General features: G+C 71.6%; 24 protein-coding genes and 1 pseudogene. 15 read left to right on the top strand and 10 right to left on the bottom strand.

All coding sequences use genetic code 11. The annotated features are described in order from the left end of the window. Positions 1 to 27: 27 nt before the first annotated feature. The 3 genes from ACFZAX_RS25075 to ACFZAX_RS25085 form a co-directional block, all read right to left on the bottom strand. Positions 28 to 837: an SURF1 family cytochrome oxidase biogenesis protein gene (locus ACFZAX_RS25075; protein WP_390964345.1), complete on the bottom strand. Its 810-nt coding sequence runs from the start codon at positions 835 to 837 to the stop codon at positions 28 to 30. 60 nt (positions 838 to 897) lie between these two features. Further along, positions 898 to 1,131, bottom strand: coding sequence for a hypothetical protein (locus ACFZAX_RS25080; RefSeq protein WP_136320436.1), 234 nt, complete (start codon positions 1,129 to 1,131; stop codon positions 898 to 900). A 63-nt stretch (positions 1,132 to 1,194) separates the two neighbouring features. After that, positions 1,195 to 2,169 (bottom strand): DEDDh family exonuclease, encoded by a 975-nt coding sequence (locus tag ACFZAX_RS25085; RefSeq protein ID WP_390964347.1) that lies wholly within the window; start codon positions 2,167 to 2,169, stop codon positions 1,195 to 1,197. Between the two features lie 177 nt (positions 2,170 to 2,346). On the opposite strand from ACFZAX_RS25085, the pseudogene ACFZAX_RS25090 reads away from it, so the two are divergent. From ACFZAX_RS25090 to ACFZAX_RS25105, 4 genes and pseudogenes are all read left to right on the top strand, one after another. Beyond that, positions 2,347 to 2,433 (top strand): annotated as a pseudogene (locus ACFZAX_RS25090) (VIT family protein); the annotation flags it as partial. A 106-nt stretch (positions 2,434 to 2,539) separates the two neighbouring features. Beyond that, on the top strand, positions 2,540 to 3,442 hold the full coding sequence (locus tag ACFZAX_RS25095; protein WP_390964348.1) for a sterol desaturase family protein: 903 nt from the start codon (positions 2,540 to 2,542) through the stop codon (positions 3,440 to 3,442). After that, entirely contained in the window at positions 3,439 to 4,146 is a 708-nt protein-coding gene (locus ACFZAX_RS25100) for a lysoplasmalogenase family protein (RefSeq protein WP_390964350.1), read from the top strand. The genes ACFZAX_RS25095 and ACFZAX_RS25100 overlap by 4 nt, the downstream gene beginning before the upstream one ends. 18 nt (positions 4,147 to 4,164) lie before the next feature. Next, the gene (locus tag ACFZAX_RS25105) at positions 4,165 to 5,208 is read left to right on the top strand and encodes a zinc-binding dehydrogenase (protein WP_390964352.1); all 1,044 of its coding nucleotides are present in this window, start codon (positions 4,165 to 4,167) and stop codon (positions 5,206 to 5,208) included. A gap of 65 nt (positions 5,209 to 5,273) precedes the next feature. Here ACFZAX_RS25105 and ACFZAX_RS25110 read toward each other — a convergent pair whose 3' ends face one another. Beyond that, positions 5,274 to 6,797, bottom strand: a complete 1,524-nt coding sequence (locus tag ACFZAX_RS25110; RefSeq protein WP_390964354.1) for a S8 family serine peptidase — start codon at positions 6,795 to 6,797, stop codon at positions 5,274 to 5,276. A gap of 306 nt (positions 6,798 to 7,103) precedes the next feature. On the opposite strand from ACFZAX_RS25110, the gene ACFZAX_RS25115 reads away from it, so the two are divergent. The 3 genes from ACFZAX_RS25115 (at position 7,104) to moaA (ending at position 10,344) form a co-directional block, all read left to right on the top strand. Further along, the gene (locus tag ACFZAX_RS25115) at positions 7,104 to 7,469 is read left to right on the top strand and encodes a DUF485 domain-containing protein (protein ID WP_390964356.1); all 366 of its coding nucleotides are present in this window, start codon (positions 7,104 to 7,106) and stop codon (positions 7,467 to 7,469) included. After that, positions 7,466 to 9,109, top strand: coding sequence for a sodium/solute symporter (locus ACFZAX_RS25120; RefSeq protein WP_390964358.1), 1,644 nt, complete (start codon positions 7,466 to 7,468; stop codon positions 9,107 to 9,109). The genes ACFZAX_RS25115 and ACFZAX_RS25120 overlap by 4 nt, the downstream gene beginning before the upstream one ends. Before the next feature lie 245 nt (positions 9,110 to 9,354). Further along, on the top strand, positions 9,355 to 10,344 hold the full coding sequence (gene moaA / locus ACFZAX_RS25125; protein WP_390964360.1) for a GTP 3',8-cyclase MoaA: 990 nt from the start codon (positions 9,355 to 9,357) through the stop codon (positions 10,342 to 10,344). Between the two features lie 45 nt (positions 10,345 to 10,389). Here moaA and ACFZAX_RS25130 read toward each other — a convergent pair whose 3' ends face one another. Both ACFZAX_RS25130 and ACFZAX_RS25135 read right to left on the bottom strand, forming a co-directional pair. Further along, the gene (locus ACFZAX_RS25130; protein WP_390964362.1) at positions 10,390 to 10,647 is read right to left on the bottom strand and encodes a hypothetical protein; all 258 of its coding nucleotides are present in this window, start codon (positions 10,645 to 10,647) and stop codon (positions 10,390 to 10,392) included. 222 nt (positions 10,648 to 10,869) lie between these two features. Further along, entirely contained in the window at positions 10,870 to 11,292 is a 423-nt protein-coding gene (locus tag ACFZAX_RS25135; protein WP_390964364.1) for a DUF3099 domain-containing protein, read from the bottom strand. Between the two features lie 199 nt (positions 11,293 to 11,491). On the opposite strand from ACFZAX_RS25135, the gene ACFZAX_RS25140 reads away from it, so the two are divergent. Further along, entirely contained in the window at positions 11,492 to 11,770 is a 279-nt protein-coding gene (locus ACFZAX_RS25140; RefSeq protein WP_266702929.1) for a GlsB/YeaQ/YmgE family stress response membrane protein, read from the top strand. Positions 11,771 to 11,841: 71 nt separating this feature from the next. On the opposite strand, the gene tyrS is transcribed toward ACFZAX_RS25140, so the two are convergent. From tyrS to ACFZAX_RS25155, 3 genes are all read right to left on the bottom strand, one after another. Then, positions 11,842 to 13,110 carry a tyrosine--tRNA ligase gene (gene tyrS, locus ACFZAX_RS25145; protein ID WP_390964366.1) on the bottom strand — a complete coding sequence of 423 codons (1,269 nt, stop codon included), beginning with the start codon at positions 13,108 to 13,110 and terminating at the stop codon, positions 11,842 to 11,844. Between the two features lie 116 nt (positions 13,111 to 13,226). Beyond that, a complete protein-coding gene (locus ACFZAX_RS25150) occupies positions 13,227 to 14,621 on the bottom strand; it encodes a metallopeptidase TldD-related protein (protein ID WP_390964368.1) in 1,395 nt (464 codons plus the stop codon). Beyond that, positions 14,618 to 16,141, bottom strand: a complete 1,524-nt coding sequence (locus ACFZAX_RS25155; RefSeq protein WP_390964369.1) for a metallopeptidase TldD-related protein — start codon at positions 16,139 to 16,141, stop codon at positions 14,618 to 14,620. Before ACFZAX_RS25155 ends, ACFZAX_RS25150 begins: the two co-directional genes overlap by 4 nt. A gap of 262 nt (positions 16,142 to 16,403) precedes the next feature. On the opposite strand from ACFZAX_RS25155, the gene fabG reads away from it, so the two are divergent. The 3 genes from fabG (at position 16,404) to ACFZAX_RS25170 (ending at position 18,538) form a co-directional block, all read left to right on the top strand. Further along, positions 16,404 to 17,123: a 3-oxoacyl-[acyl-carrier-protein] reductase gene (gene fabG / locus ACFZAX_RS25160; RefSeq protein WP_390964370.1), complete on the top strand. Its 720-nt coding sequence runs from the start codon at positions 16,404 to 16,406 to the stop codon at positions 17,121 to 17,123. 5 nt (positions 17,124 to 17,128) lie between these two features. Beyond that, positions 17,129 to 17,896, top strand: coding sequence for an enoyl-ACP reductase FabI (gene fabI / locus ACFZAX_RS25165; protein ID WP_390964372.1), 768 nt, complete (start codon positions 17,129 to 17,131; stop codon positions 17,894 to 17,896). Between the two features lie 249 nt (positions 17,897 to 18,145). Continuing rightward, positions 18,146 to 18,538, top strand: a complete 393-nt coding sequence (locus ACFZAX_RS25170; protein WP_390964373.1) for a hypothetical protein — start codon at positions 18,146 to 18,148, stop codon at positions 18,536 to 18,538. Positions 18,539 to 18,678: 140 nt separating this feature from the next. Here ACFZAX_RS25170 and ACFZAX_RS25175 read toward each other — a convergent pair whose 3' ends face one another. Beyond that, on the bottom strand, positions 18,679 to 19,353 hold the full coding sequence (locus tag ACFZAX_RS25175) for an FCD domain-containing protein (protein WP_390964374.1): 675 nt from the start codon (positions 19,351 to 19,353) through the stop codon (positions 18,679 to 18,681). Positions 19,354 to 19,633: 280 nt separating this feature from the next. Here ACFZAX_RS25175 and ACFZAX_RS25180 point away from each other — a divergent pair, with 280 nt between their 5' ends. The 4 genes from ACFZAX_RS25180 to ACFZAX_RS25195 all read left to right on the top strand — a co-directional run bounded on the left by ACFZAX_RS25180 (position 19,634) and on the right by ACFZAX_RS25195 (position 22,111). Beyond that, positions 19,634 to 20,941 (top strand): CynX/NimT family MFS transporter, encoded by a 1,308-nt coding sequence (locus ACFZAX_RS25180; RefSeq protein ID WP_390964375.1) that lies wholly within the window; start codon positions 19,634 to 19,636, stop codon positions 20,939 to 20,941. Positions 20,942 to 20,958: 17 nt separating this feature from the next. After that, positions 20,959 to 21,075, top strand: coding sequence for an SGM_5486 family transporter-associated protein (locus tag ACFZAX_RS25185; RefSeq protein ID WP_327175008.1), 117 nt, complete (start codon positions 20,959 to 20,961; stop codon positions 21,073 to 21,075). A 220-nt stretch (positions 21,076 to 21,295) separates the two neighbouring features. Beyond that, positions 21,296 to 21,502, top strand: a complete 207-nt coding sequence (locus tag ACFZAX_RS25190; RefSeq protein ID WP_390964376.1) for a hypothetical protein — start codon at positions 21,296 to 21,298, stop codon at positions 21,500 to 21,502. A 90-nt stretch (positions 21,503 to 21,592) separates the two neighbouring features. Then, entirely contained in the window at positions 21,593 to 22,111 is a 519-nt protein-coding gene (locus ACFZAX_RS25195; RefSeq protein WP_390964378.1) for a histidine phosphatase family protein, read from the top strand. The last annotated feature ends 72 nt before the right edge of the window (positions 22,112 to 22,183 follow it).

Genomic DNA, 22,183 nt, shown 5'->3' on the forward strand with positions numbered 1-22,183 from the left:
GGCCCCGGCGCCCGCCCGCCGCGTGCCCTACGCGTGCGCGGGCTCCGGCTCCCCGGCGCCGCCCGCGGCCCCGGCGGCCGCCTTCGCCGCCGCCTCCGCCCGGTCGGCCTTCTCGCGGCGCACCAGGACCGTCCAGCCCACCGGGACGGCGGCGGCGAACAGCCACCACTGCACGGCGTACGCCATGTGCGGGCCGATGGAGTCGTGGTCGGGCGTGGCGATCTGTTCGGGGGAGTTCCCCGCGGCCCCGGGCGCGGTCATCTCGATGTAGCCGCCGAGGACCGGGCGGGAGAGCAGCGCGGACTGCTGCGCGCTGTTGATCAGCATCACCTGGCGGTCGGGCAGCCCCTTGAGGTCCTTGATGCCGCTGGTGCCCGTCGTCTCGTCCGCCATCAGGCGCCCGGTGACGGTGAGATCGCCCTTCGGGGCGGCCGGCACGTCGGGGAAGGCCGCCTGGTCGGCCGCGGACTCGACCCAGCCGCGGTTCACCATGACGGTGCCGCCGCCGTCGAGGTTCAGCGGGGTGAGGACGTGCACCCCGATCCGGCCGTCGTCGGAGGTGCGGCGGCGCACCACGACCTCGTGGGCGGTGTCGAAGGTGCCGCGGGCGCTGACCGTGCGCCAGTAGTCCGCGCGGGGCACGGTGTGCCCGGGCGAGGTGAGCCGCTGGACCGGTTCCGGAGCAGCCGCGAGGTTCCGCGCGATCAGAGCGTTCTGCGCGACCTTGTGCTGGTGGCGGTGCAGCTGCCAGAAGCCCAGCTCGACCATGGTCGGGATCAGGACGAGGACGAGGAGGGTGACGAGCACCCACTGCCGGGTCAACAGGAAGCGGTACACCCCATGACCGTACAACCGGGGTCATGGGGTGTGTCACGGTGGGGTGGTCCGTCGGGCCCGTCACACTTTGTCCACGATGCCCGCCTTCCCCTCGGCGCGGGCGCAGTGGCCGCCGCAGAACCAGTGCCCGTCCACCTCGACGCCCTGCCCGATCACCTGCACACGGCAGTGCTCACAGATCGGCGCCATGCGGTGGATGGCGCAGGCGAAGCAGTCGAAGACGTGCACCGCGCCCTGCGCGTGCACCTCGAAGGACATCCCGTAGTCGTTTCCGCAGACCTCACAACGTGCCATGCGCCACAGGGTGGGACGCGGGCGCGCGGTGGGCGAGCGGCCGGCGGGCGAGTCGCCGCCGGTTCACTCCGATGCCGGTGCCACGTCCCGCAGCAGATGGGTGAAGGCCGCCTCGTCCACCACCGGCGTACCGAACGACTGCGCCTTGACCGTCTTCGAGGTCGCGGAGTCCGGGTCGTTGGTCACCAGCAGGCTGGTGAGCCGCGACACACTCGTCGCCACGTGGAGTCCGGCCTCCACCGCACGGTCCTCCAGCAGTTCGCGGTCGACCGAGGTGTCCCCGGAGAACGCCACCCGCATGCCCTGCTTCAACGGCCGGTCCGGGCTGTACCGCCCCGGGTTGGGGTACGGGCAGGCCGGCCGCTTCCGCGCCGGGCGCCAGCTGTTCTGCCCGTACGACGGCTGGTGACCGACCTTCGGGCGCACCGGCGAGTCCGACCACTCGGTCAGCGGCCGGCACTCCAGCAGCGGCAGTCGCACCCCGTCCCGCGCCGCCGCCCGCAGGCTCGGCCGGAACGCCTCGGCCAGCACCCGGGCGTCGTCCAGCGCGTGGTGCGCGTGCTCCTGCACCACCCCGAAGTGCGAAGCCAGCGAGGAGAGCTTGTGGTTGGGCAGCGGCAGCCTCAGCTCCTTGGCGAGCGCGATGGTGCAGAGCCGCTGCTCGACCGGGGCGACCACGGAGGCGCGGGCGTACTCCCGGGCGATCATCGACCAGTCGAACGCGGCGTTGTGGGCGACCAGCACCCGGCCGGCGAGGTACTCCGAGAACCGTGCGGCGATCTCCGTGAAGAGCGGGGCGCCTTCGAGCACCTCGGAGGTCAGGCCGTGGATCCACACCGGCCCCGGGTCGCGCTCCGGGTTGACCAGCGTGTACCAGTGGTCCTCGATCTCGCCCCGGGCGTCCAGGCGGTAGACGGCGGCGGAGATTATCCGGTCGTCGCGGGCGAGGCCGGTGGTCTCCACGTCGACGACCGCGTACCCCTGGGGATACGCGGCCGGCCACGGCGCTGCGGTCTGACGGTCGTCGAGCATGGTCACAGAGAATACGGGCCCCGACCGACAGTCCCTATTCGGCCGCTCCCCGGGCCCCGATGCGGTACGGGTCCTCCCGCCCGCCCCGCATGCGGTGGGACGACCCCCGGGTGACGGAGACCCAGGCCCGCGACGAGCACCACGAGTCCCACGAAGGGGGCCCTCTCCACCGGGTCGAACCGGCTGCGGGCCGCCGTTCCCGGAGCCGACGACGGGGTGGTCTCCACCGCCGGACCCGTCGTCGGTGTGGCGGGCGCCATGGGCGACCGGCGGCCGTGTTGGAGGAACTCGCCAAACATCAGGGGCGGTTGATCCCGCTTACTTGGTGGTAACAACATCTGTTCCGCCACCCTCCGGCGGCCCTACGGTTCATCGCATGGAGCCGAACCTGCCCGATGTCGTGCTGTGGTCCCTGCCGGCCTTCGTCCTGCTCACCGTCGTCGAGATGATCAGCTACCGCTTCCACCCCGACGAGGACGCCGCCGGGTACGACGCCAAGGACGCGGCGACCAGCGTGACCATGGGGCTCGGCTCCCTCGGCTTCGACCTGCTGTGGAAGATACCGATCGTCGCGCTCTACACGGCGCTGTACGAGCTCACCCCGCTGCGGGTCCCCGTCCTGTGGTGGACGGTCCTGCCGATGCTGCTCGCCCAGGACTTCCTCTACTACTGGTCCCACCGGGGCCACCACGTCGTCCGCCTGCTGTGGGCCTGCCACGTGGTCCACCACTCAAGCCGGAACTTCAACCTCACCACGGCACTGCGCCAGCCCTGGACCTCCGCGACCGTCTGGCCCTTCTACCTGCCGCTGGTCGCCTGCGGGGTGCATCCGGCCGCGCTCGCCTTCTGCCAGTCGGCCAACCTCGTCTACCAGTTCTGGGTGCACACCGAACGCGTCGGGAAACTCCCCCGGCCCTTCGAGTACGCCCTCAACACGCCCTCCCACCACCGCGTGCACCACGCCTCCCAGGGCGGCTACCTGGACCGGAACTTCGGCGGCATCCTGATCCTCTGGGACCGGGCCTTCGGATCGTTCACCGAGGAGAGCGAACGGCCCGTCTACGGCCTCACCAAGAACATCGCCACCCACAACCCGCTGCGCGTCGCCACCCACGAGTACGCGGCGATCGCCCGGGACGTCCGCGCGGCGACGGGCTGGAGCGAGCGCGCCGGGCGGGTCTTCCGCGGCCCCGGCTGGCAGCCCGCCGGAACCACGGTGACCGCCCCCACTGCAGCCCCGGCCCCGCAGCACCCGCCGGTCGCCGGGACCACCGGATGACCGGCCGCGCCACAGCCGGCTCCGGGGGTGGGACGCGTCACGCGCGGGCCGGCCGCGTCGCGCCCCTGCTGCTCGCCGGGTACCTCCTGGTGTCGGCCACCGACCTGGGCGGGCTGCTGGCCGGGGCGGACACCGTCCACCTTCTCGCCAAGCCGCTGCTGATGCCGCTGCTCGCCGCGTACGCCGCCGTCCGGGGCGGGCCCCGGTGGCTGATCGCCGCACTGCTCCTCGGCTGGGGCGGCGACGTGGCCCTGATGGTGGACGACGACACCGTCTTCCTCCTCGGCATGGGCTCCTTCGCCGCCGGACACCTCTGCTACCTCCGGCTCTTCGGCCGGGCGCCCGCCTCGCGGGCGGCGGGCGGCATCTACGCGGCCCTGCTCGCCGTCGTCCTGGCGGCGATGTGGGGCGACCTGCCCGCCGGGATGCGCCTGCCGATGACCGGGTACAGCCTGCTGCTCGCCACCATGGCCTGGCGTTCCGGTGCCCTCGGCCGGTGCGCCGCCGCGGGCGGGGCGCTCTTCCTGCTCTCCGACTCGCTGATCGCCACCGGGGTCGCCGACTGGCCGCAGCCGCCCGGCCACGACGTCCTCGTCATGCTCACCTACCTCGCCGCCCAGCTCCTGCTGACCGCAGGAGCGCTCGGGGGTATCCGGAGGCCCCCGCCCGCCAGGGCGTACCGTGGAAAGGTTGAAACCGCCTGAAACCAGCGAGGACCCCACATGCGCGCCACCGTCATCCACGCCCCGCACGACATCCGGGTGGAGGAAGTGCCGGACCCGGTCGTCCAGCAGCCCACCGACGCGGTGGTCCGGGTGGTGCGCGCCTGCATCTGCGGCAGCGACCTGTGGGCCTACCGGGGCGAGTCCGCCCGCAAGCCCGGCCAGCGCATCGGCCACGAGTTCCTCGGCATCGTGGAGCAGGCCGGCTCCGAGGTCACCGGCTTCGCCGCCGGTGACCTCGTCGTCGCCCCCTTCGTCTGGTCGGACGGCACCTGCGCCTACTGCGCCGACGGCCTCCACACCTCCTGCCCGCAGGGCGGGTTCTGGGGCTCCGAGGGCTCCGACGGTGGCCAGGGCGAGGCCGTCCGGGTCCCCTTCGCCGATGGCACCCTCGTCAAGCTCCCCGCCGAGGCCGCGTCCGACGAACGGCTGCTCACCGCGCTGCTGGCCCTCTCCGACGTGCTCGGCACCGGCCACCACGCCGCCGTGGGCGCCGGGGTGAAGCCCGGTTCCACCGTCGCGGTCGTCGGTGACGGCGCTGTCGGCCTCTGCGGTGTCATGGCCGCCAAGCGCCTCGGCGCCGACCGGATCATCGCGCTGGGCCGCCACACCGCCCGCACCGACATAGCCCGCGCCTTCGGCGCCACCGACGTCGTCGCGGCGCGGGGCGAGGAGGCGGTGGCGGCCGTGCGCGAGCTGACCGGCGGAGCCGGCGCGCACAGCGTCATCGAGGCGGTCGGCACCGAGCAGTCCATGCGGACCGCGTTCGGGATCGCCCGCGACGGTGGCGCGGTCGGCTACGTCGGCGTCCCGCACGGCAGCGGCACCGGCCTGGACCTCGGCGACATGTTCAGCCGCAACGTCGCCCTGCGCGGCGGGGTCGCCCCGGTGCGCGCGTACATCCCCGAGCTGCTCCCGGACGTGCTGGACGGCACCATCGACCCGTCGCCCGTCTTCGACCTGGCGGTCGGGCTGGACGAGGTGCCCGCCGGATACAAGGCGATGGACGAGCGCACCGCGCTGAAGGTCCTCGTCAAGCCGTAGGGAACGGACGCCGGAGGGGCCCGGAGCGCAGCAGTCGCGCTCCGGGCCCCTCCGTTCGGGCGTTGTCAGTAGCGGACCGCGTCCAGCGCGTCCACGTTGCCGGCTCCGTAGAAGCCGTTGTACGCCTTGCCGCCCTTGCAGACCGCGTCGACGGTGCCGTCGCTGTCGATGTCGTACGGGGCTCCGCACGCGGTGGCGTCGGCCTCCAGGGCCAGCAGCGCCTTCACCGCGGCGGGTGAGGCGTGCGGGTGCTTCGACTCGATCAGGGCCACGACACCCACGACGTGCGGGGTCGCCATCGACGTACCGGCCTTGTAGCCGTACTGGCCGCCGGGCAGCGTCGAGAGGATGAGGCCGCTGGTCGCGGGGGCCTCGGGCTTCTGGTAGATCGTCGAGTCACCGCCCGGGGCGGCCACGTCGACCACGCCGTAACCGTAGTTCGAGTAGGACGACTTGAGGCCCTTCGCCCCCGTGGCGGAGACGGTCACCACGCCCGGCAGCATCGACGGGATGTCGAGGCAGGTGCGCGGGTCGATGACCCGGTCCTCGGTGACGGTGTCGTTGGGGCTCGTCGAGTCCTCGATCGACGTCGCCGCCAGGTCCTCGGCGGAGTTGCCGGCCGCCGCGACGTTCACGACGCCCTTGCCCTCGGCATAACGGGTGGCCCGGCCGAGCGCCTCGACCAGGGCGCCCTGGTCGGGGTCGTTCTTGCAGTTGTAGAGCCACGGGTCGGTGTAGTAGCTGTTGTTCGTCACGTCGACGCCGTGCTCGGCGGCCCAGACGAAGCCACAGACGACGGCCTCCGTGTAGAAGAACCCGTCCGAGGTGGCGACCTTGATCCCGGCGACCTTCACGCCCGGGGCGACGCCCGTGACGCCGATCCCGTTCTTCGCCGCGGCGATGGTGCCGGCCACGTGGGTGCCGTGGTCGCTCTCACCCGCGGCGGGGCGCCAGGACCCCGGCGTGGTGTCGGGGGCGCCGGAGACGCAGTTGGCGGAGGCCGCCGCGTCGAAGTTGGGCGCCAGGTCCGGGTGGGTGTCGTCGACGCCCGTGTCGATCACGGCTGCCGTGACGTTCCGGCTGCCGAGGGTGATCTCGTGGGCCTTGTCCGCCTTCATGGCGGGCAGGTCCCACTGCAAGGGCTCCAGCGGGTCCTGCGACGCGGTCGCGCCCTCGGCGGCGCCGGCCGCCTCCGCCGCGGTGAGCGGCTGCGCCGCCGCGCCCACGTCGGTGGTCGCCTGCGGGACGATCGGGTTGGTGCGGGTGGCGCCGGCCGACTCGACACCGCGCACCTTGCGGATGGTCTCCGCGAACGCCGGGTTCTGCGAGTGGACGACGAGGACGCCGATCTGGTCGTACGCGACGACGATCGTGCCGCCGGCCTTCGCGATGGCCTTCTCGACCTGCTCGACGGTCTTGTGACTGCCTTCGGTGTTCACGACGTAACTGAGCTTCGGGCCGTCCTGCGACACGGCCGGGGCCGACGCGGCGGAGGCGGTGGTGGCCGGAAGGAAGCCGAGGGAAGCGGTGAGCGCGATTCCTGCGGGCAGCGCGAGTGCACGGACGCGCCTGGATGCCAGATGAGCCATGGGTTCTCCACATCATCCGTATCAGCCGGCCGGACACCCTGCGTGTCTGGTCGGGTACATGACCAGTGAAGTTAGCGTCGATCATCACCGCGCATCAATGAATTGAGGCAAATGAGTTCGAAGGGTGATCTACGCGGGCCGTTCGGGGTGCTTTCACGTCATCCGCGACGGCCGAAAGCGGGAATGAACCGCTTCGTCGCGCCGCACGTGCCGTTGTCAGGGGAGTCGCACGACCGATTCCAGCGGAGGCTCCCCATGCAACCGATCACGTCGCCCATCACCGCACCCGCGTCGCGAGGAGAATCCGTGGCTACCGATGCCCCGCCGCCCGAACACAGTACGGACACCATGCGGGACCAGCCCACCACCGAGGCCTACCTGGAAGCCCAGAAGAGCGCGGAATTCGCCGAACTGCGCCGCTCGCACCGGTCGTTCGCCTTCCCGCTGACCGTCGCCTTCGTCACCTGGTACCTGGTCTACGTCCTGCTCTGCAACTACGCGGGCGACTTCATGGGCACCAAGATCGCCGGCAACATCAACGTCGCGCTCGTCCTCGGGCTCGCCCAGTTCGCCACGACCTTCCTCATCGCGTGGTTCTACTCCCGCCACGCCGCCACCAAGCTCGACCCGAAGGCGGCGGCCATCAAGTCCCGTATGGAGGCCGACGCATGAGCGCCGCCCAGGTCGCGCACCCCGTCGTCCAGCTCGCCGCCGCCGAAGGCGCGAGCGACCACCGGACGCTGATCATCACCCTCTTCGCGGTCTTCGTGGTCGCGACCCTCTTCATCACCGTGTGGGCCGGCCGCCAGACCAAGAGCGCCGCCGACTTCTACGCGGGCGGACGCCAGTTCACCGGCTTCCAGAACGGACTCGCCGTCTCCGGCGACTACATGTCCGCGGCGTCCTTCCTCGGCATCGCCGGAGCCATCGCGCTCTTCGGCTACGACGGCTTCCTCTACTCCATCGGCTTCCTCGTCGCCTGGCTCGTCGCCCTGCTCCTGGTCGCCGAACCCCTGCGCAACTCCGGCCGCTACACGATGGGCGACGTCCTCGCCTACCGCATGCGCCAGCGCCCCGTACGCACCGCCGCGGGCGTCTCCACCATCGTCGTCTCGATCTTCTACCTGCTGGCCCAGATGGCCGGTGCCGGTGTCCTCGTCTCGCTGCTCCTCGGCATCACCAGCGACGGCGGAAAGATCGCCATCGTGGCCCTGGTCGGCCTGCTCATGATCGTCTACGTCACCATCGGCGGCATGAAGGGCACCACCTGGGTGCAGATGGTCAAGGCCGTCCTGCTCATCGCGGGCACCCTGCTCATCACCTTCCTGATCCTGCTGAAGTTCCACTTCAACATCTCGGACCTGCTGGGCACCGCCGCCACCAACAGCGGCAAGGGCTCCGCCTTCCTGGAGCCCGGCCTCAAGTACGGCGCCACCGGCACCTCGAAGCTGGACTTCCTCTCCCTCGGCATCGCCCTGGTCCTCGGCACCGCCGGACTGCCGCACATCCTGATCCGCTTCTACACCGTGCCCACCGCCAAGGCCGCCCGTAAGTCGGTCAACTGGGCCATCGGCATCATCGGCGCCTTCTACCTGATGACGATCGTGCTCGGCTTCGGCGCCGCCGCGCTGCTCAAGCCGGACGACATCATCGCCTCCAACAAGGCGGGCAACACCGCGGCCCCGCTGGCCGCCCTGGAGATCGGCGGCGGTTCCGGTTCCACCGGCGGTGCCGTACTGCTCGCGGTGATCTCCGCCGTCGCCTTCGCCACCATCCTCGCCGTGGTCGCCGGACTCACCCTGGCGTCCTCCTCGTCCTTCGCCCACGACATCTACGCCAACGTCATCCGCAAGGGGAAGGCGACCGAGAAGGAGGAGGTCCGCGCCGCCAAGTGGGCCACCGTCGCCATCGGCATCGTCTCCATCGGGCTCGGCGCCATGGCCCGCGACCTCAACGTGGCCGGACTGGTCGCCCTGGCCTTCGCCGTCGCCGCCTCCGCCAACCTGCCGACGATCCTCTACAGCCTCTTCTGGAAGCGGTTCACCACCCAGGGCGCCCTCTGGTCCATCTACGGCGGGCTCGCCTCCTCCGTCCTGCTGGTGCTCTTCTCGCCGGTCGTCACCTCCAAGCCGACCTCCATGTTCCCGGACGCCGACTTCGCCTGGTTCCCGCTGGAGAACCCCGGCCTCATCTCCATCCCGCTGGGCTTCCTGCTCGGCCTGGTCGGCACTCTGCTCTCCAAGGAGGAGCCCGACAAGGGCAAGTACGCCGAGCTGGAGGTCAAGTCCCTCACCGGCGTCGCCGCGCACTGAGCGCGTCCGGGCTCCCGCGCGCCACTCGGCACGCCCAGAAGTTCACACAAGCGTACGGATCGAGCACGTCCCACCGCGCCGGTCACGCCGTAGAGTCCTCACGGCGTGACCGGCGCCGGTGGTGGCACCACGGCGGCGCCACCACCGCGGGAGGGGGCCCGCCGCCCGGCTCGCGTAGTCTCGGAGGAGACGAGTCAGGACCGAACCACGGACACGCCGTGAAAGCCATCGGGGGAGGGGCGCACATGCTCATCGACACCTTTGACCGGGTCGCCACCGACCTGCGGGTCTCCCTGACCGACAAATGCAACCTCCGCTGCACGTACTGCATGCCCGAAGAGGGCCTCCAGTGGCTCGGCAGGAGCGAACTGCTCAGCGACGAGGAGATCGTCCGGCTCGTCCGGATCGCCGTCGAACAGCTCGGCATCACCGAGGTGCGCTTCACCGGCGGCGAGCCCCTGCTCCGCCCGGGACTGGTGGGCATCGTCGAGCAGTGCGCCGCGCTCACCCCCCGCCCCCGGATGTCCCTCACCACCAACGGCATCGGGCTCAAGCGCACCGCCGCCGCCCTCAAGGCCGCCGGCCTCGACCGGGTCAACGTCTCCCTGGACACCCTGCGGCCCGACGTCTTCAAGACCCTGACCCGCCGCGACCGGCACGGGGACGTGCTCGACGGACTCACCGCCGCGCACGAGGCGGGCCTCACCCCCGTCAAGGTCAACTCCGTGCTCATGCCCGGACTCAACGACGACGAGGCCCCCGACCTGCTCGCCTGGGCGGTCGCCCACGGTTACGAGCTGCGCTTCATCGAGCAGATGCCCCTGGACGCCCAGCACGGCTGGAAGCGCGACGGAATGATCACCGCCGGTGACATCCTCGCCTCGCTGCGCACTCGCTTCACGCTCACCGCCGAGGACGACGGCGCACGCGGCTCCGCCCCCGCCGAACGCTGGACCGTGGACGGCGGCCCCCACCGCGTCGGGGTCATCGCCTCGGTGACCCGACCGTTCTGCCGGGCCTGCGACCGTACCCGGCTCACCGCCGACGGGCAGGTCCGCACCTGCCTCTTCGCCCGCGAGGAGACCGACCTGCGGACCGCACTGCGCTCCGGCGCGCCGGACGAGGAGATCGCCAGGCTCTGGCGGGTCGCGATGTGGGGGAAGAAGGCGGGGTCGGGCCTGGACGACCCGTCCTTCCTCCAGCCCGACCGGCCGATGTCCGCGATCGGCGGCTGAGACCCGCACGTGGCGCTCCGCAGGCCGCAGTCCGCGCGCGGGGGATCAGTCCTGGGCCGTGTCCGAGGCCGGGGGCTCCCAGTCGGCCAGCGCCACGACGTCCTTCAGGAATCCCCGTACCCCCAGGAACTGCGACAGGTGCTCGCGGTGCTCCTCGCAGGCCAGCCAGGTCTTGCGGCGCTCCGGGGTGTGCAGCTTGGGGTTGTTCCAGGCGAGCACCCACACCGCGTCCGCGCGGCAGCCCTTGGCGGAGCAGACGGGGGCACCGGTGTCGCTCTCTGCGGAAGTCAGGGGGAAGTTCACGGCGTCCACCCTAGAACAGCCGGTGGGGCAGCCTTCCCGCGAGTCCGGTGGGCGAGAAAAAACGACGCCGAGCAGCCACGGGGGGAGCTGCTCGGCGTCGGTCTCTCGCTCCGACGGGGGATGCGGAGCGCATAAAGGAGTATGTCACGCACGCCCAGTCGGGGTGCACCTGAACTCCACGATTGAGTTGAGGTTTTCTTGAGCTTCGCCCGATGGCGGAACTCATCCGTGTCCGTGCGGATACCGGGTGCGACCGTCCGTCCCGGCGGCCGTGTCCGTACCGGTTCCGGCGCGTTCCCCGAAGGCCTGCCCCGCGCCCGTTCCGTCGCCCGTTCCCGCTCCGAGGCCCGACTCCAGGGCCGGCAGCACGGGTGCGGGCACGAAGGTGGACGGCAGCGAAGGGGTGTTCTCCCGGCCCGCGTTGGCGATGACCACAGCCACGTACGGCAGCAGCAGGCCCAGGGCCAGCGCCACGATCGAGATGTGCCGCTCGACGTTCCAGAGCACCGCGGCGAGGACCACCGACACCGTCCGCACGGACATCGAGATCACGTACCGGCGCTGCCGGCCGCGCACGTCGTCGGCCAGCCCCTGCCGGGCCCCGGTGATCCGGAAGACCTCCGCGTCGTTGCGCTTGCCCATCATGTCTCCACCGCCTGCTCGCTGTGCCGGACGCCCCGGACCGGACCGCTATCACGGTACGCCCGGCCCGCTGCGCGATCGAGACCGGGTGGCCCGGTCGCGCCTTCCCGGTACCCGTACGGCGCCGCCCGACATGCGCAAGAAGCACCCACACGTGAAACTTGAGCCGATATGCGCATGAAGCGCAGTTCGAGGAGGCGATATGAGCTGGTTGTGGGCGATCATCGTGGGCCTGGTGCTGGGTCTGATCGCGAAGGCGATCCTTCCGGGCAAGCAGGACATCCCACTCTGGCTGACGACCGTGTTCGGCATCATCGGCAGCATCCTCGGAAACGCCGTCGCGGCCTGGATCGGCGTCGAGGACACCAAGGGCATCGACTGGATCCGGCACGTGCTCCAGTTGATCGGCGCGGTGGCGGTGGTCGGTGTCGGCGACGTGGTCTGGCAGTCGATCCGGGGACACGGCAAGCAGAGAACCTGATGCCGGACAGCACGACGGCGGAGGCCGGACACGCATGACGCGTGTCCGGCCTCCGCCGTGTCCTACGGGGTTCAGCCCGCGGCGATCTCGACCACCGCGAGGTTCTTCTTGCCCCGGCGCAGCACCAGCCACCGGCCGTACAGCAGGTCCTCGGCGGCGGGCAGGGCGTCGCCGTCGGTGATCTTGACGTTGTTCAGGTAGGCGCCGCCCTCGTTCACCGTGCGGCGGGCACCCGACTTGCTCGGCGCGAGACCGGCCTCGACCAGCAGGTCCACCAGCGGCGCCGGCCCGGCGACCTTCGCGTGCGGCAGCTCGGAGAGCGCGGCACCCAGCGTCGCCTCGTCCAGGTCACCCAGCTCGCCCTGGCCGAACAGCGCCTTCGACGCGGCGATGACGGCCGCGCACTGGTCGGCGCCGTGCACCAGGGTCGTCAGCTCCTCGGCCAGCGCGCGCTGCGCCGTACGGGCCTGCGGGCGCTCCTCGGTGACCTTCTCCAGCTCCTCCAGCTCGGCCTGGGACTTGAAGCTGAGGATGCGCATGTACGGGGAGATGTCACGGTCGTCGACGTTCAGCCAGAACTGGTAGAACGCGTACGGGGTCGTCATCTCCGGGTCCAGCCAGACGGCGCCGCCCTCGGTCTTGCCGAACTTCGTTCCGTCCGCCTTGACCATCAGCGGGGTCGCCAGCGCGTGCACCGTCGCCGCGGGCTCCAGGCGGTGGATCAGGTCGATGCCCGCGGTGAGGTTGCCCCACTGGTCGCTGCCTCCCTGCTGGAGGATGCAGCCGTGGCGCCGGTACAGCTCCAGGAAGTCCATGGACTGGAGCAGCTGGTAGCTGAACTCCGTGTAGCTGATGCCCTCCTGCGACTCCAGGCGGCGGGCCACGGAGTCCTTGGTCAGCATCTTGTTGACCCGGAAGTGCTTGCCGATGTCCCGCAGGAACTGGATCGCGGACATGCCGGCGGTCCAGTCCAGGTTGTTCACCATGACCGCGGCGTTCTCGCCCTCGAAGGAGAGGAACGGCTCGATCTGCGAGCGCAGCCGGGTCACCCAGGCGGCGATGGTCCCGGGGTCGTTCAGCGTGCGCTCGGCGGTCGGCCGCGGGTCGCCGATCTGACCGGTCGCCCCGCCCACCAGCGCCAGCGGACGGTGGCCCGCCCGCTGGAGCCGGCGCATGGTGAGGACCTGGACCAGGTGGCCGACGTGCAGGCTCGACGCGGTCGGGTCGTAGCCGCAATAGAAGGTGACCGGACCGTCGCCAAGAGCCTTGCGCAGGGCGTCCTCGTCAGTGGACTGGGCGAACAGCCCGCGCCACTTGAGCTCGTCGACGATGTCCGTCACGGTTCCGTGTCTCCTTCAGCGAGTGAACAGCGGGCCTCCGTGCCTGGTCGGCCCGATCCCGGCCAGTCTAAGCGGTGGCCTGGGCCGACTCCGATCCGATGACGGGCGGGAGCGGCTCACACTCCCCGGCTGACCGAACTCATGTTGAAGTCCGGGACGCGCAGCGCGGGCATCGCGGCGCGGGTGAACCAGTCGCCCCACTCGCGCGGCAGCGTCCGCTCCGTACGACCCGCCTCACAGGCGCGGGAGAGCAGGTCGACCGGCGATTCGTTGAACCGGAAGTTGTTCACCTCGCCGACCACCTCGCCGTCCTCCACCAGATAGACGCCGTCCCGGGTCAGCCCGGTCAGCAGCAGCGTCGCCGGGTCGACCTCCCGGATGTACCAGAGGCAGGTCAGCAGCAGCGCCCGGCCGGTGGTCGCCGCCACCATCTCGTCCAGCGACCGCTCGCCGCCGCCCTCCAGCAGCAGGTTGTCGATGGCCGGGGCCGGCGGCAGGCCGGTCGACGCCGCCGTGTGCCGGGTGGTGGTCAGCCGCTCCAGCCGGCCGCCGGCGATCCAGTCGGTCGGCTCCAGCGGCAACCCGTTGTCGAAGACCGACGCCTCGTCCCCCGAGGAGTGCGCGATCACGAACGGCGCCGACTCCAGCCCCGGCGCGTGCGGGTCGCTGCGCAGGGTCAGCGGCAACGGCGAGAGCGTCTCGCCCAGCCGGGTCCCGCCACCCGGCAGGGAGAACACCGTCCGGCCCTCGGTGGCGTCCCGGGCGGTCGACGACCAGAACTGGTAGATCAGCAGGTCCGCCACGGCGGTCGGCGGCAGCAGCGTCTGGTACCGGCCGGCCGGCAGCTCGATCCGCCGCTCCGCCCAGCCGAGGCGGCGGGCCAGCTCCGCGTCTAGGGCCGCCGGGTCGACGTCCTTGAAGTCCCGGGTGGCCCGCCCGGCCCACGCGGACCGGGAGCGGTCCGGCGACTTGGCGTTCAGTTCGAGGGTGCCGGTCGGCTGGTCGTGGCGGAGCCGCAGCCCGGCCGAGGTGCCCAGGTAGGTGGAGACCATCTGGTGGTGCGCGAAGCCGTACAGCTCGCGGCCGCCCGCGCGGGCCCGGGCGAAAGCCTCGCCGAGGGCCGGCGCGAAGTCGGCGAAGACGTCCGACCCGGTCTCGGCGGGCGCGTCGGTGAAGTCCGGGGAGACCGGTACACCGGTGACCGGCGGCTGCGCGTCCTCGGCGGGTCCGGCCGCGCGGGCCGCCGCCTCCGCCGCCCGCACCAGCGGTTCCAGGTCGTCCGCCGTGACGGCGGAGCGCGAGACGACCCCGGAGGCCGTCCCCTCGGAGCCGTCCACGGTGGCGACGACGGTCACCGTCCTGCCCCGGGTCACGCCGTTGGTGGTCAGGGCGTTGCCCGCCCAGCGCAGGTTCGCCGAGGACGCCTCGTCGGCGATGACCATGCAGCCGTCGGCGGTGGACAGGCCGAGGGCGCGCTCGACGATCTCGTAGGGCTTGCTCACGCGGCTCATCGGCCCGCCTCCTGCGTCGTGTTGAGGATGTTCACACCCCGGAAGAGGGCGGACGGGCAGCCGTGCGAGACCGCCGCGACCTGGCCCGGCTGGGCCTTGCCGCAGTTGAAGGCGCCACCCAGCACGTACGTCTGCGGGCCGCCGACCTTCTCCATCGAGCCCCAGAAGTCCGTGGTCGTCGCCTGGTACGCGACGTCCCGCAGCTGACCGGTCAGCTCACCGTTCTCGATCCGGAAGAACCGCTGCCCGGTGAACTGGAAGTTGTAGCGCTGCATGTCGATCGACCAGGAGCGGTCGCCGACCACGTAGATACCGCGCTCCACCCCGCCGATCAGATCCTCGGTGGAGAGCCCGCCCGGGTCGGGCTTCAGCGAGACGTTGGCCATCCGCTGCACCGGCACATGGCCCGGCGAATCGGCGTACGCGCACCCGTTGGACCGGCCGAGGCCGGTCAACTTCGCGATCCTCCGGTCGAGTTGGTAACCGGCGAGGGTGCCGTCCCTGACCAGGTCCCAGGACTGCGCCTCGACGCCCTCGTCGTCGTAACCGATCGTCGCCAGCCCGTGCTCGGTCGTCCGGTCGCCCGTCACGTTCATCACCGGGGAGCCGTACGCCAGCTTCCCCAGCTGGTCGAAGGTGGCGAACGAGGTCCCCGCGTAGGCCGCTTCGTACCCCAGCGCCCGGTCCAGCTCGGTCGCGTGGCCGATGGACTCGTGGATGGTCAGCCAGAGGTTCGACGGGTCGACGACCAGGTCGTACCTCCCCGCCTCCACGCTCGGCGCCCGCATCTTCTCGGCGAGCAGCCCCGGGACGCGCTCCAGCTCGTCGTTCCAGTCCCAGCCGGTGCCGGTCAGGTACTCCCAGCCGCGGCCGGCCGGCGGGGCGATCGTCCGCATCGAGTCGAACTCGCCCGTCGTGCCGTCCACCGCCACCGCCGTCAGCTGCGGATGCACCCGCACCCGCTGCTGGGTGGTGACCGTGCCCGCGGTGTCCGCGTAGAACTTGTTCTCGTGGACCGCCATCAGCGAGGCGTCCACGTGCGCGACCCCGTCCGCCCCGAGCAGCCGCCCGCTCCACTCGGCCAGCAGCCCGGTCTTCTCCTCGTCCGGTACGGAGAACGGGTCGATGTCGTACGAGGAGACCCAGGTCCGCTCACCGTGCACCGGCTCGTCCGCCAGCTCCACCCGCTCCTCGGAGCCCGCCGCCGCGATCACCTTCGCCGACAGCTTCGCCATGGCGACGGCCTGCGAGGCCACCTTCGCCGCCGCGTCCATCGTCAGGTCCACGCCGGACGCGAACCCCCACGCCCCGCCGTGCACGACCCGCACCGCGTACCCGAGGTCGGTGGAGTCCGAGGCGCCGGAGAGGCGGGCGTCGCGCAGCCTCAGGGAGGCGCTGCGCACCCGCTCGAAGCGGAAATCCGCGTGCGTGGAGCCGAGCGCGCGGGCCCGCGCGAGGGCGGCGTCGGCGAGGGCCCGCAGGGGCAGGGCGAGAAACGACGGGTCGATGTCATGGGCCACGGACGGCCTCCCTTGCGCTGTGGAATCGTGCCCGGGCGTGAAGTCAATCACGCGGCGCCCGGGGCGTGATGGATGGTCGGGCGCATCGCCTCCCCCGCGGAAGGCGCCCCGCGCGGCCCGCCCGGAGTGCCACCGGCAGCGGCGCCGACTGTCGGAACCCCACAGCACCTCGCACGAGCCACTGTCAGGGCCCGATTCTCCGTACACCGCACCGTACCGATAGGTTTTCGATGTACCAGACCGTCAAGGAAAGGGTGATCCGTTGAGCCGCTCGGTTCTCGTCACCGGAGGAAACCGGGGCATCGGCCTCGCCATCGCCCGCGCCTTCGTCGACAACGGCGACAAGGTGGCGATCACTTACCGCTCCGGCGAGCCGCCGCGGGAACTCGCCGAGGCAGGTGTCCTCGCGGTCCGCTGCGACATCACCGACGCCGAGCAGGTGGAGCAGGCCTACAAGGAGATCGAGGAGAAGCACGGCTCCGTCGAGGTGCTGGTGGCCAACGCCGGCATCACCAAGGACCAGCTCCTCATGCGGATGTCGGAGGAGGAGTTCACCTCCGTCATCGACACCAACCTCACCGGCACCTTCCGTGTGGTCAAGCGCGCCAACCGCGCCATGCTGCGCGCGAGGAAGGGCCGCGTGGTCCTCATCTCCTCCGTCGTGGGCCTCCTCGGCTCGGCCGGGCAGGCCAACTACGCCGCTTCCAAGGCCGGACTGGTCGGGTTCGCCCGGTCGTTGGCCCGCGAGCTCGGCTCGCGGAACGTCACTTTCAACGTCGTCGCGCCCGGTTTTGTCGACACCGACATGACGCAGGTGCTCACCGAGGACCAGCGCAAGGGCATCGTCGCCCAGGTCCCGCTCGGCCGCTACGCGCAGCCTGCGGAGGTCGCCGCGGCGGTCCGCTTCCTCGCCTCCGACGACGCGTCGTACATCACTGGAGCCGTCATCCCCGTTGACGGCGGATTGGGCATGGGTCACTGATCACCATGAGCGGAATTCTCGACGGCAAGCGCATCCTCATCACCGGGGTGCTGATGGAGTCCTCCATCGCGTTCCACGCCGCCAAGGTGGCCCAGGAGCAGGGCGCGGAGATCATCCTCACCGCCTTCCCCCGCCCCACCCTGACCGAGCGCATCGCCAAGAAGCTCCCCAAGCCCGCGAAGGTCCTCGAACTCGACGTCACCAACGCCGAGCACCTCGACCGGCTCGCCGGTCTGGTCCGCGACGAGCTCGGCTCGCTGGACGGCGTCGTCCACTCCATCGGCTTCGCGCCGCAGGACGCCCTCGGCGGCAACTTCCTGAACACCCCGTTCGAGTCGGTCGCCACCGCGATGCACGTGTCGGCGTTCTCGCTGAAGTCGCTCGCGATGGCCTGCAAGCCGCTGATGGCCGAGGGCGGCTCGATCGTCGGCCTCACCTTCGACGCGCAGTTCGCGTGGCCGCAGTACGACTGGATGGGCCCGGCGAAGGCCGCGCTGGAGGCCACCTCCCGTTACCTCGCCCGTGACCTGGGCGCGGACAACATCCGCTGCAACCTGATCTCCGCGGGCCCCCTCGGCTCCATGGCCGCGAAGTCCATCCCGGGCTTCGGCGACCTCGCGAAGGTCTGGGACACCCGGTCGCCGCTGGCCTGGAACATGGCCGACCCGGAGCCCGCCGGCCGGGGCATCGTCGCCCTGCTGTCGGACTTCTTCCCGAAGACGACGGGCGAGATCATCCACGTCGACGGTGGCGTGCACATGATCGGCGCCTGACCCGTACGGACCCCTGTCGGCCGCGTACCCGCATCCGGATCCCCTCCGGAGGGTGCGCGGCCGACGCGCGTTCCGGTCCGTGTCCTCCCCGGCGGACAGGGTCGGGCGGACCGGGCCGGGGAGTCCCGTAAGGGGCACAACCGGTGCCCGCCGTGCACGGTCCGTGACGCCCCGGGTCGAAAAGACCGCCGATCCGCCGCAGACTGTGGAGGAACCGGACTCTGGTCAGGCTGCGGGGAGGAGAACGCCGTGCGTCCCACGCATCGCCGCACCTGCGTCCTGCTCGGCTCCGCGGCAGCCCTCGCGGCCCTCGCGGTCCCGGTCGGGATTCACGCCGCCGGATCGGGTGGAGCCGCCGGATCCGAGGGCTCGGGCACCCGCGCAGCGTCCCCGCAGCCCTCCGGATCGGAGTGCCGCACCACGGTCGAGGGCTCCCTGGTGGTCTCCTACTGCCACAACCCGTACCCCTCCCTCGACCACGTCCGGCTGCACACGGAGTGCGCCCGGTGGTGGGACGTGGACGGCGACGGCGCGGCGGTCGTCGTGGAGCCGGGGCGCACCGTCCGGCTCCAGGACCGCTGCTGGAAAGAGGTGGCCACCGCCTGGGTCACCCACAGCGCGACGCCGCCGGACGCCGCCTGAACGCTGCCCGGGGCCCTTCGGCCAGGGCGCTCCGGTCAGGAGCCTTCGGGCAGGGCCTCTTCGGTCGGAGCCGCTCCGGCCGGGACCTCGTCGGGCAGCGCCTCTTCGGTCTGAGCCTCTTCGGGTGGCGCCTCTTCCGGTCAGGGCCTCTCGGGCGGGCAGTGCAACGCGTGGCCCCCGGCCTCCTCGGCCGCCGTCCGCGCGTCGCCCTCGCGGATCGCCTCGACCAGCCGCCCGTGGTCCATGAGGTCCTCCGGCCGCAGCTCCGGGCCCACGTCACCGCGCAGGTAGTCGCGGAGCACGTCGCCCAGGTCGGCGTAGATCCCGGTCAGCACGTCGTTGTGCGCGGCGGCCACGATCGCCAGGTGCAAGGTGGCGTCCGCCTCGACGAACCCCTCCGCGTCCCCCGCCGCCCAGGTCTCCTCGCGCCGCGCCATCAGGGCGTCCATCTGCTTGAGGTCGCGGTCGGTGCGCCGCCCGGCCGCCAGCCGCGCCGCCGCCGACTCCAGTACCGACCGGAGCTCGGACACATGCCGCGGATCGGCGGTCGCGAAGCGCCGCTGCATCACCCCGGCCAGCTCGCTGGTGGCCACGACGTACGTTCCCGAGCCCTGGCGGATGTCCAGCAGACCGTTGTGGGCGAGGGCGCGCACCGCCTCACGGACCGTGTTGCGGGCCACACCGAGCTGTTCGACCAGCTCCGGTTCGGTGGGGATGCGCGAGCCGACGGGCCACTCGCCCGAGGTGATCTGGTTCCTCAGCTGGGCAATCACCTGGTCGGCGAGTGCCGAGCGCCGGGGGGACGTCAGCGCCATGAGACTCCTTGCTTCGCAGTGCTCCGCAACGCTCCGAGCCCTCGGTGGCCCGGAAACCTCCCGGCTTCCGGGGTGCGGCGAGGCGTGGTCCGGATTCTGTCAGGCGCTCCCGGGGTGTCCGCGCCCCGGGAGCGCCGTCCCCGGTGGCGTCCGCGCCCCGGGAGCGCCGTCCCCGGTGGTGTCCGCGTCCCGGGAGCGCTCCGCCGGTGGCGTACGTACCCCCGGAGCGCCGTCGCGCCGGGGTGGACAACCAATCATCCCATGATTCTATGATGGCGCCATGCTGGAAGACGTCACCGAGACACCCGACCCGGCCGCCGCGACCCCGGCACGGAGGCCCGAACCGACCATCCCGAAGTCCGCGCCCCCCACCGGGGACGCCCCCGCGGTGGCCTCCCCGTGGCTGCCGCGCCTGCTCGCCGTCGGCCTCGTCCTGGCCGCGCTCAACCTCCGCCCGGCCATCACCAGCCTGGGCTCACTCCTCGAAGAGGTGCGCGACGGGCTCCACATGAGCGGTGGCGTCGCCGGCGCCCTCACTTCGGTGCCGCAGCTCTGCTTCGCGGTGTTCGGGATCACCGCCCCCCGTCTCGCCCGCCGGTTCGGCCCCGCCGCCGTCGTCCTCGCGGGCATGGTGGCGATCACCGCCGGCCTGCTGATCCGCCCCTTCACCGGCTCCACCGTCGGGTTCCTGCTCGCCAGCACCCTCGCGCTGATGGGTATCGCGGTGGGCAACGTCCTGATGCCGGTGATCGTCAAGCGCTGGTTCCCCGACCGCGTCGGATCGATGACCGGCCTCTACTCGATGGCCCTCGCCTTCGGCACCTCCCTGGCGGCCGCGGCCACCGTGCCGGTGACCGACGCGCTGGGCGGCAACTGGCGGACCGGCCTCGCGGTCTGGGCCTCGCTCGGCGTCCTCGCCGTACTGGTCTGGATCCCGCTGGTGGTACGCAGCCGCGCGGGCACCCCGGGGGAGGCGGCCGCGGCCGTCCCGCAGCAGGCGGCCGTCGACTTCAGGATCACCAGGATTCCGACCGCCTGGGCCCTCGCCTGTTACTTCGGGCTCCAGTCCACCGCCGCGTACATCACCATGGGGTGGATGCCGCAGATCTTCCGGGACGCGGGAATCTCCGCGAGCACGGCGGGCGTGCTGCTCGCCATCACCATGGTCATGGGCGTGCCGCTCGCCTTCGTCATCCCCCGGGTCGCCGCCGGGATGCGCACCCAGGGCCCGATCGTCCTCGTCCTCGGGATCTGCGGCCTCGCCGGGTACGCGGGCCTCTACCTCGCACCGGCGGGCGGCGCCTGGTTCTGGGCGGTGCTGCTCGGCATCTCCAACTGCTCCTTCCCGCTCGCCCTCACCATGATCGGCATGCGCACCCGCACCGGCGCGGGCGTGGCGCGGCTCTCGGTGTTCGCCCAGTCCACCGGCTATCTGATCTCGATCCCCGGCCCGCTCCTCGTCGGCGTGCTCAACGAGCACAGCGGCGGCTGGGGCCTGCCCATCGCCTTCATGGCGGCACTGATGGTTCCGCAGATCGTCGTGGGTGTGTTCGCCGGACGGGACCGGACGATCGACGGCCATGGGTGAGATGCGAGACTTGCCTCATGCCAGTGCTCGATCCGCATCCCCAGAACGGCCAGAAGAAGCTTCTCCTCGTGCTCGGGGCCATGCTTCTCATCACTGTGATCATCGGAGTCATCGCCTCGGTCTTCGCCCCGTGACGCCCGCGGCCTGACGCCCTGCGCCCCGTGACGTCCGCGGCCCGCGGCCGGCGCGGGCGCAGGTCCTGCCGGGGCGGGTGCTTCCGGTGGAGGGTGGGGACAGCCCCACCCTCCCCTAGGGGGCCAGGTTCAGGGTCGAGTGGGTGGGTCACCGGATGGGCGGCCCGTGCGCCCTTCCGTAGGTTCTGAGTAAACGAACCCACGACCCTCGGAGGCGGCCATGCCGGCCCGTACGAACCCCCGGTCCGCGAGCCGACCGGCAGCCGGGGCTCCGGTGCGGCTGCCCTGGTGGGCGCTGGCACTGCCGGTGCTCGCGTTCGCCGTGCTGCTGCTCATGATCACCGACCCCGAGCAGGCGCACGCCGCCTCCGCCGACCCTGGTTTCGGCCGGTTCGTCGAGCGCGCGCTCGATCAATTGTCCTACTGAACGCCCCTCGCGGGCCTCCTCGTCACCCCTGGCGGTCGAGCGCGTCAACACCCTGCGCCCGGGGCGCCGATTCGTGCGAAGCTGAACGACATGAGCGTCGACACACCTCGCAGGATCGTTCTTCTCCGGCACGCGAAGGCGGAATGGTCGCAAGCCTCCGATCACGAGCGGCCGCTCGCGGAGCGCGGACGCAAGGACGCGCCCGTGGCCGGGCGGAAGCTCGCCGATTCCGGCATCGACTTCGACCTTGCCCTGTGCTCGACCGCCGCCAGAACGCGGGAGACCTGGAAGCTGGCGGTCCACGAGTTCGAGCAGCGCCCCAGGACCGTGTACGAGGAGCGGTTGTACGACGCCTCTCTCGGCGAACTCGTCGCCCTCTTCAACGAAACCCCCGACGAGGTGCGCAACCTGCTCGTCATCGGCCACAACCCGGGGATGCACGGCGCGGCCGACGCCCTCGCGGGCTCGGCCGAGGGCGATGTACTGGCCCGGATGACCAGGGACGGCTTCGCGACCGCCGCCTACGCGGTCCTGGAGTTCCCCGGCACGTGGAAGAGCGTCGAACTCGGCGCCGGCAGGCTCACCGGCTACTGGACGCCCATCGACTGACCGACCGGTTCCACCGTACGGAAGGGTCCCGGCGCGCCGCGTGCGGGCCGGGGCCCTTCCCTGCGTACGGGG

This window comes from Streptomyces sp. NPDC008125 (assembly GCF_042957125.1).
Lineage (GTDB): Bacteria > Actinomycetota > Actinomycetes > Streptomycetales > Streptomycetaceae > Streptomyces.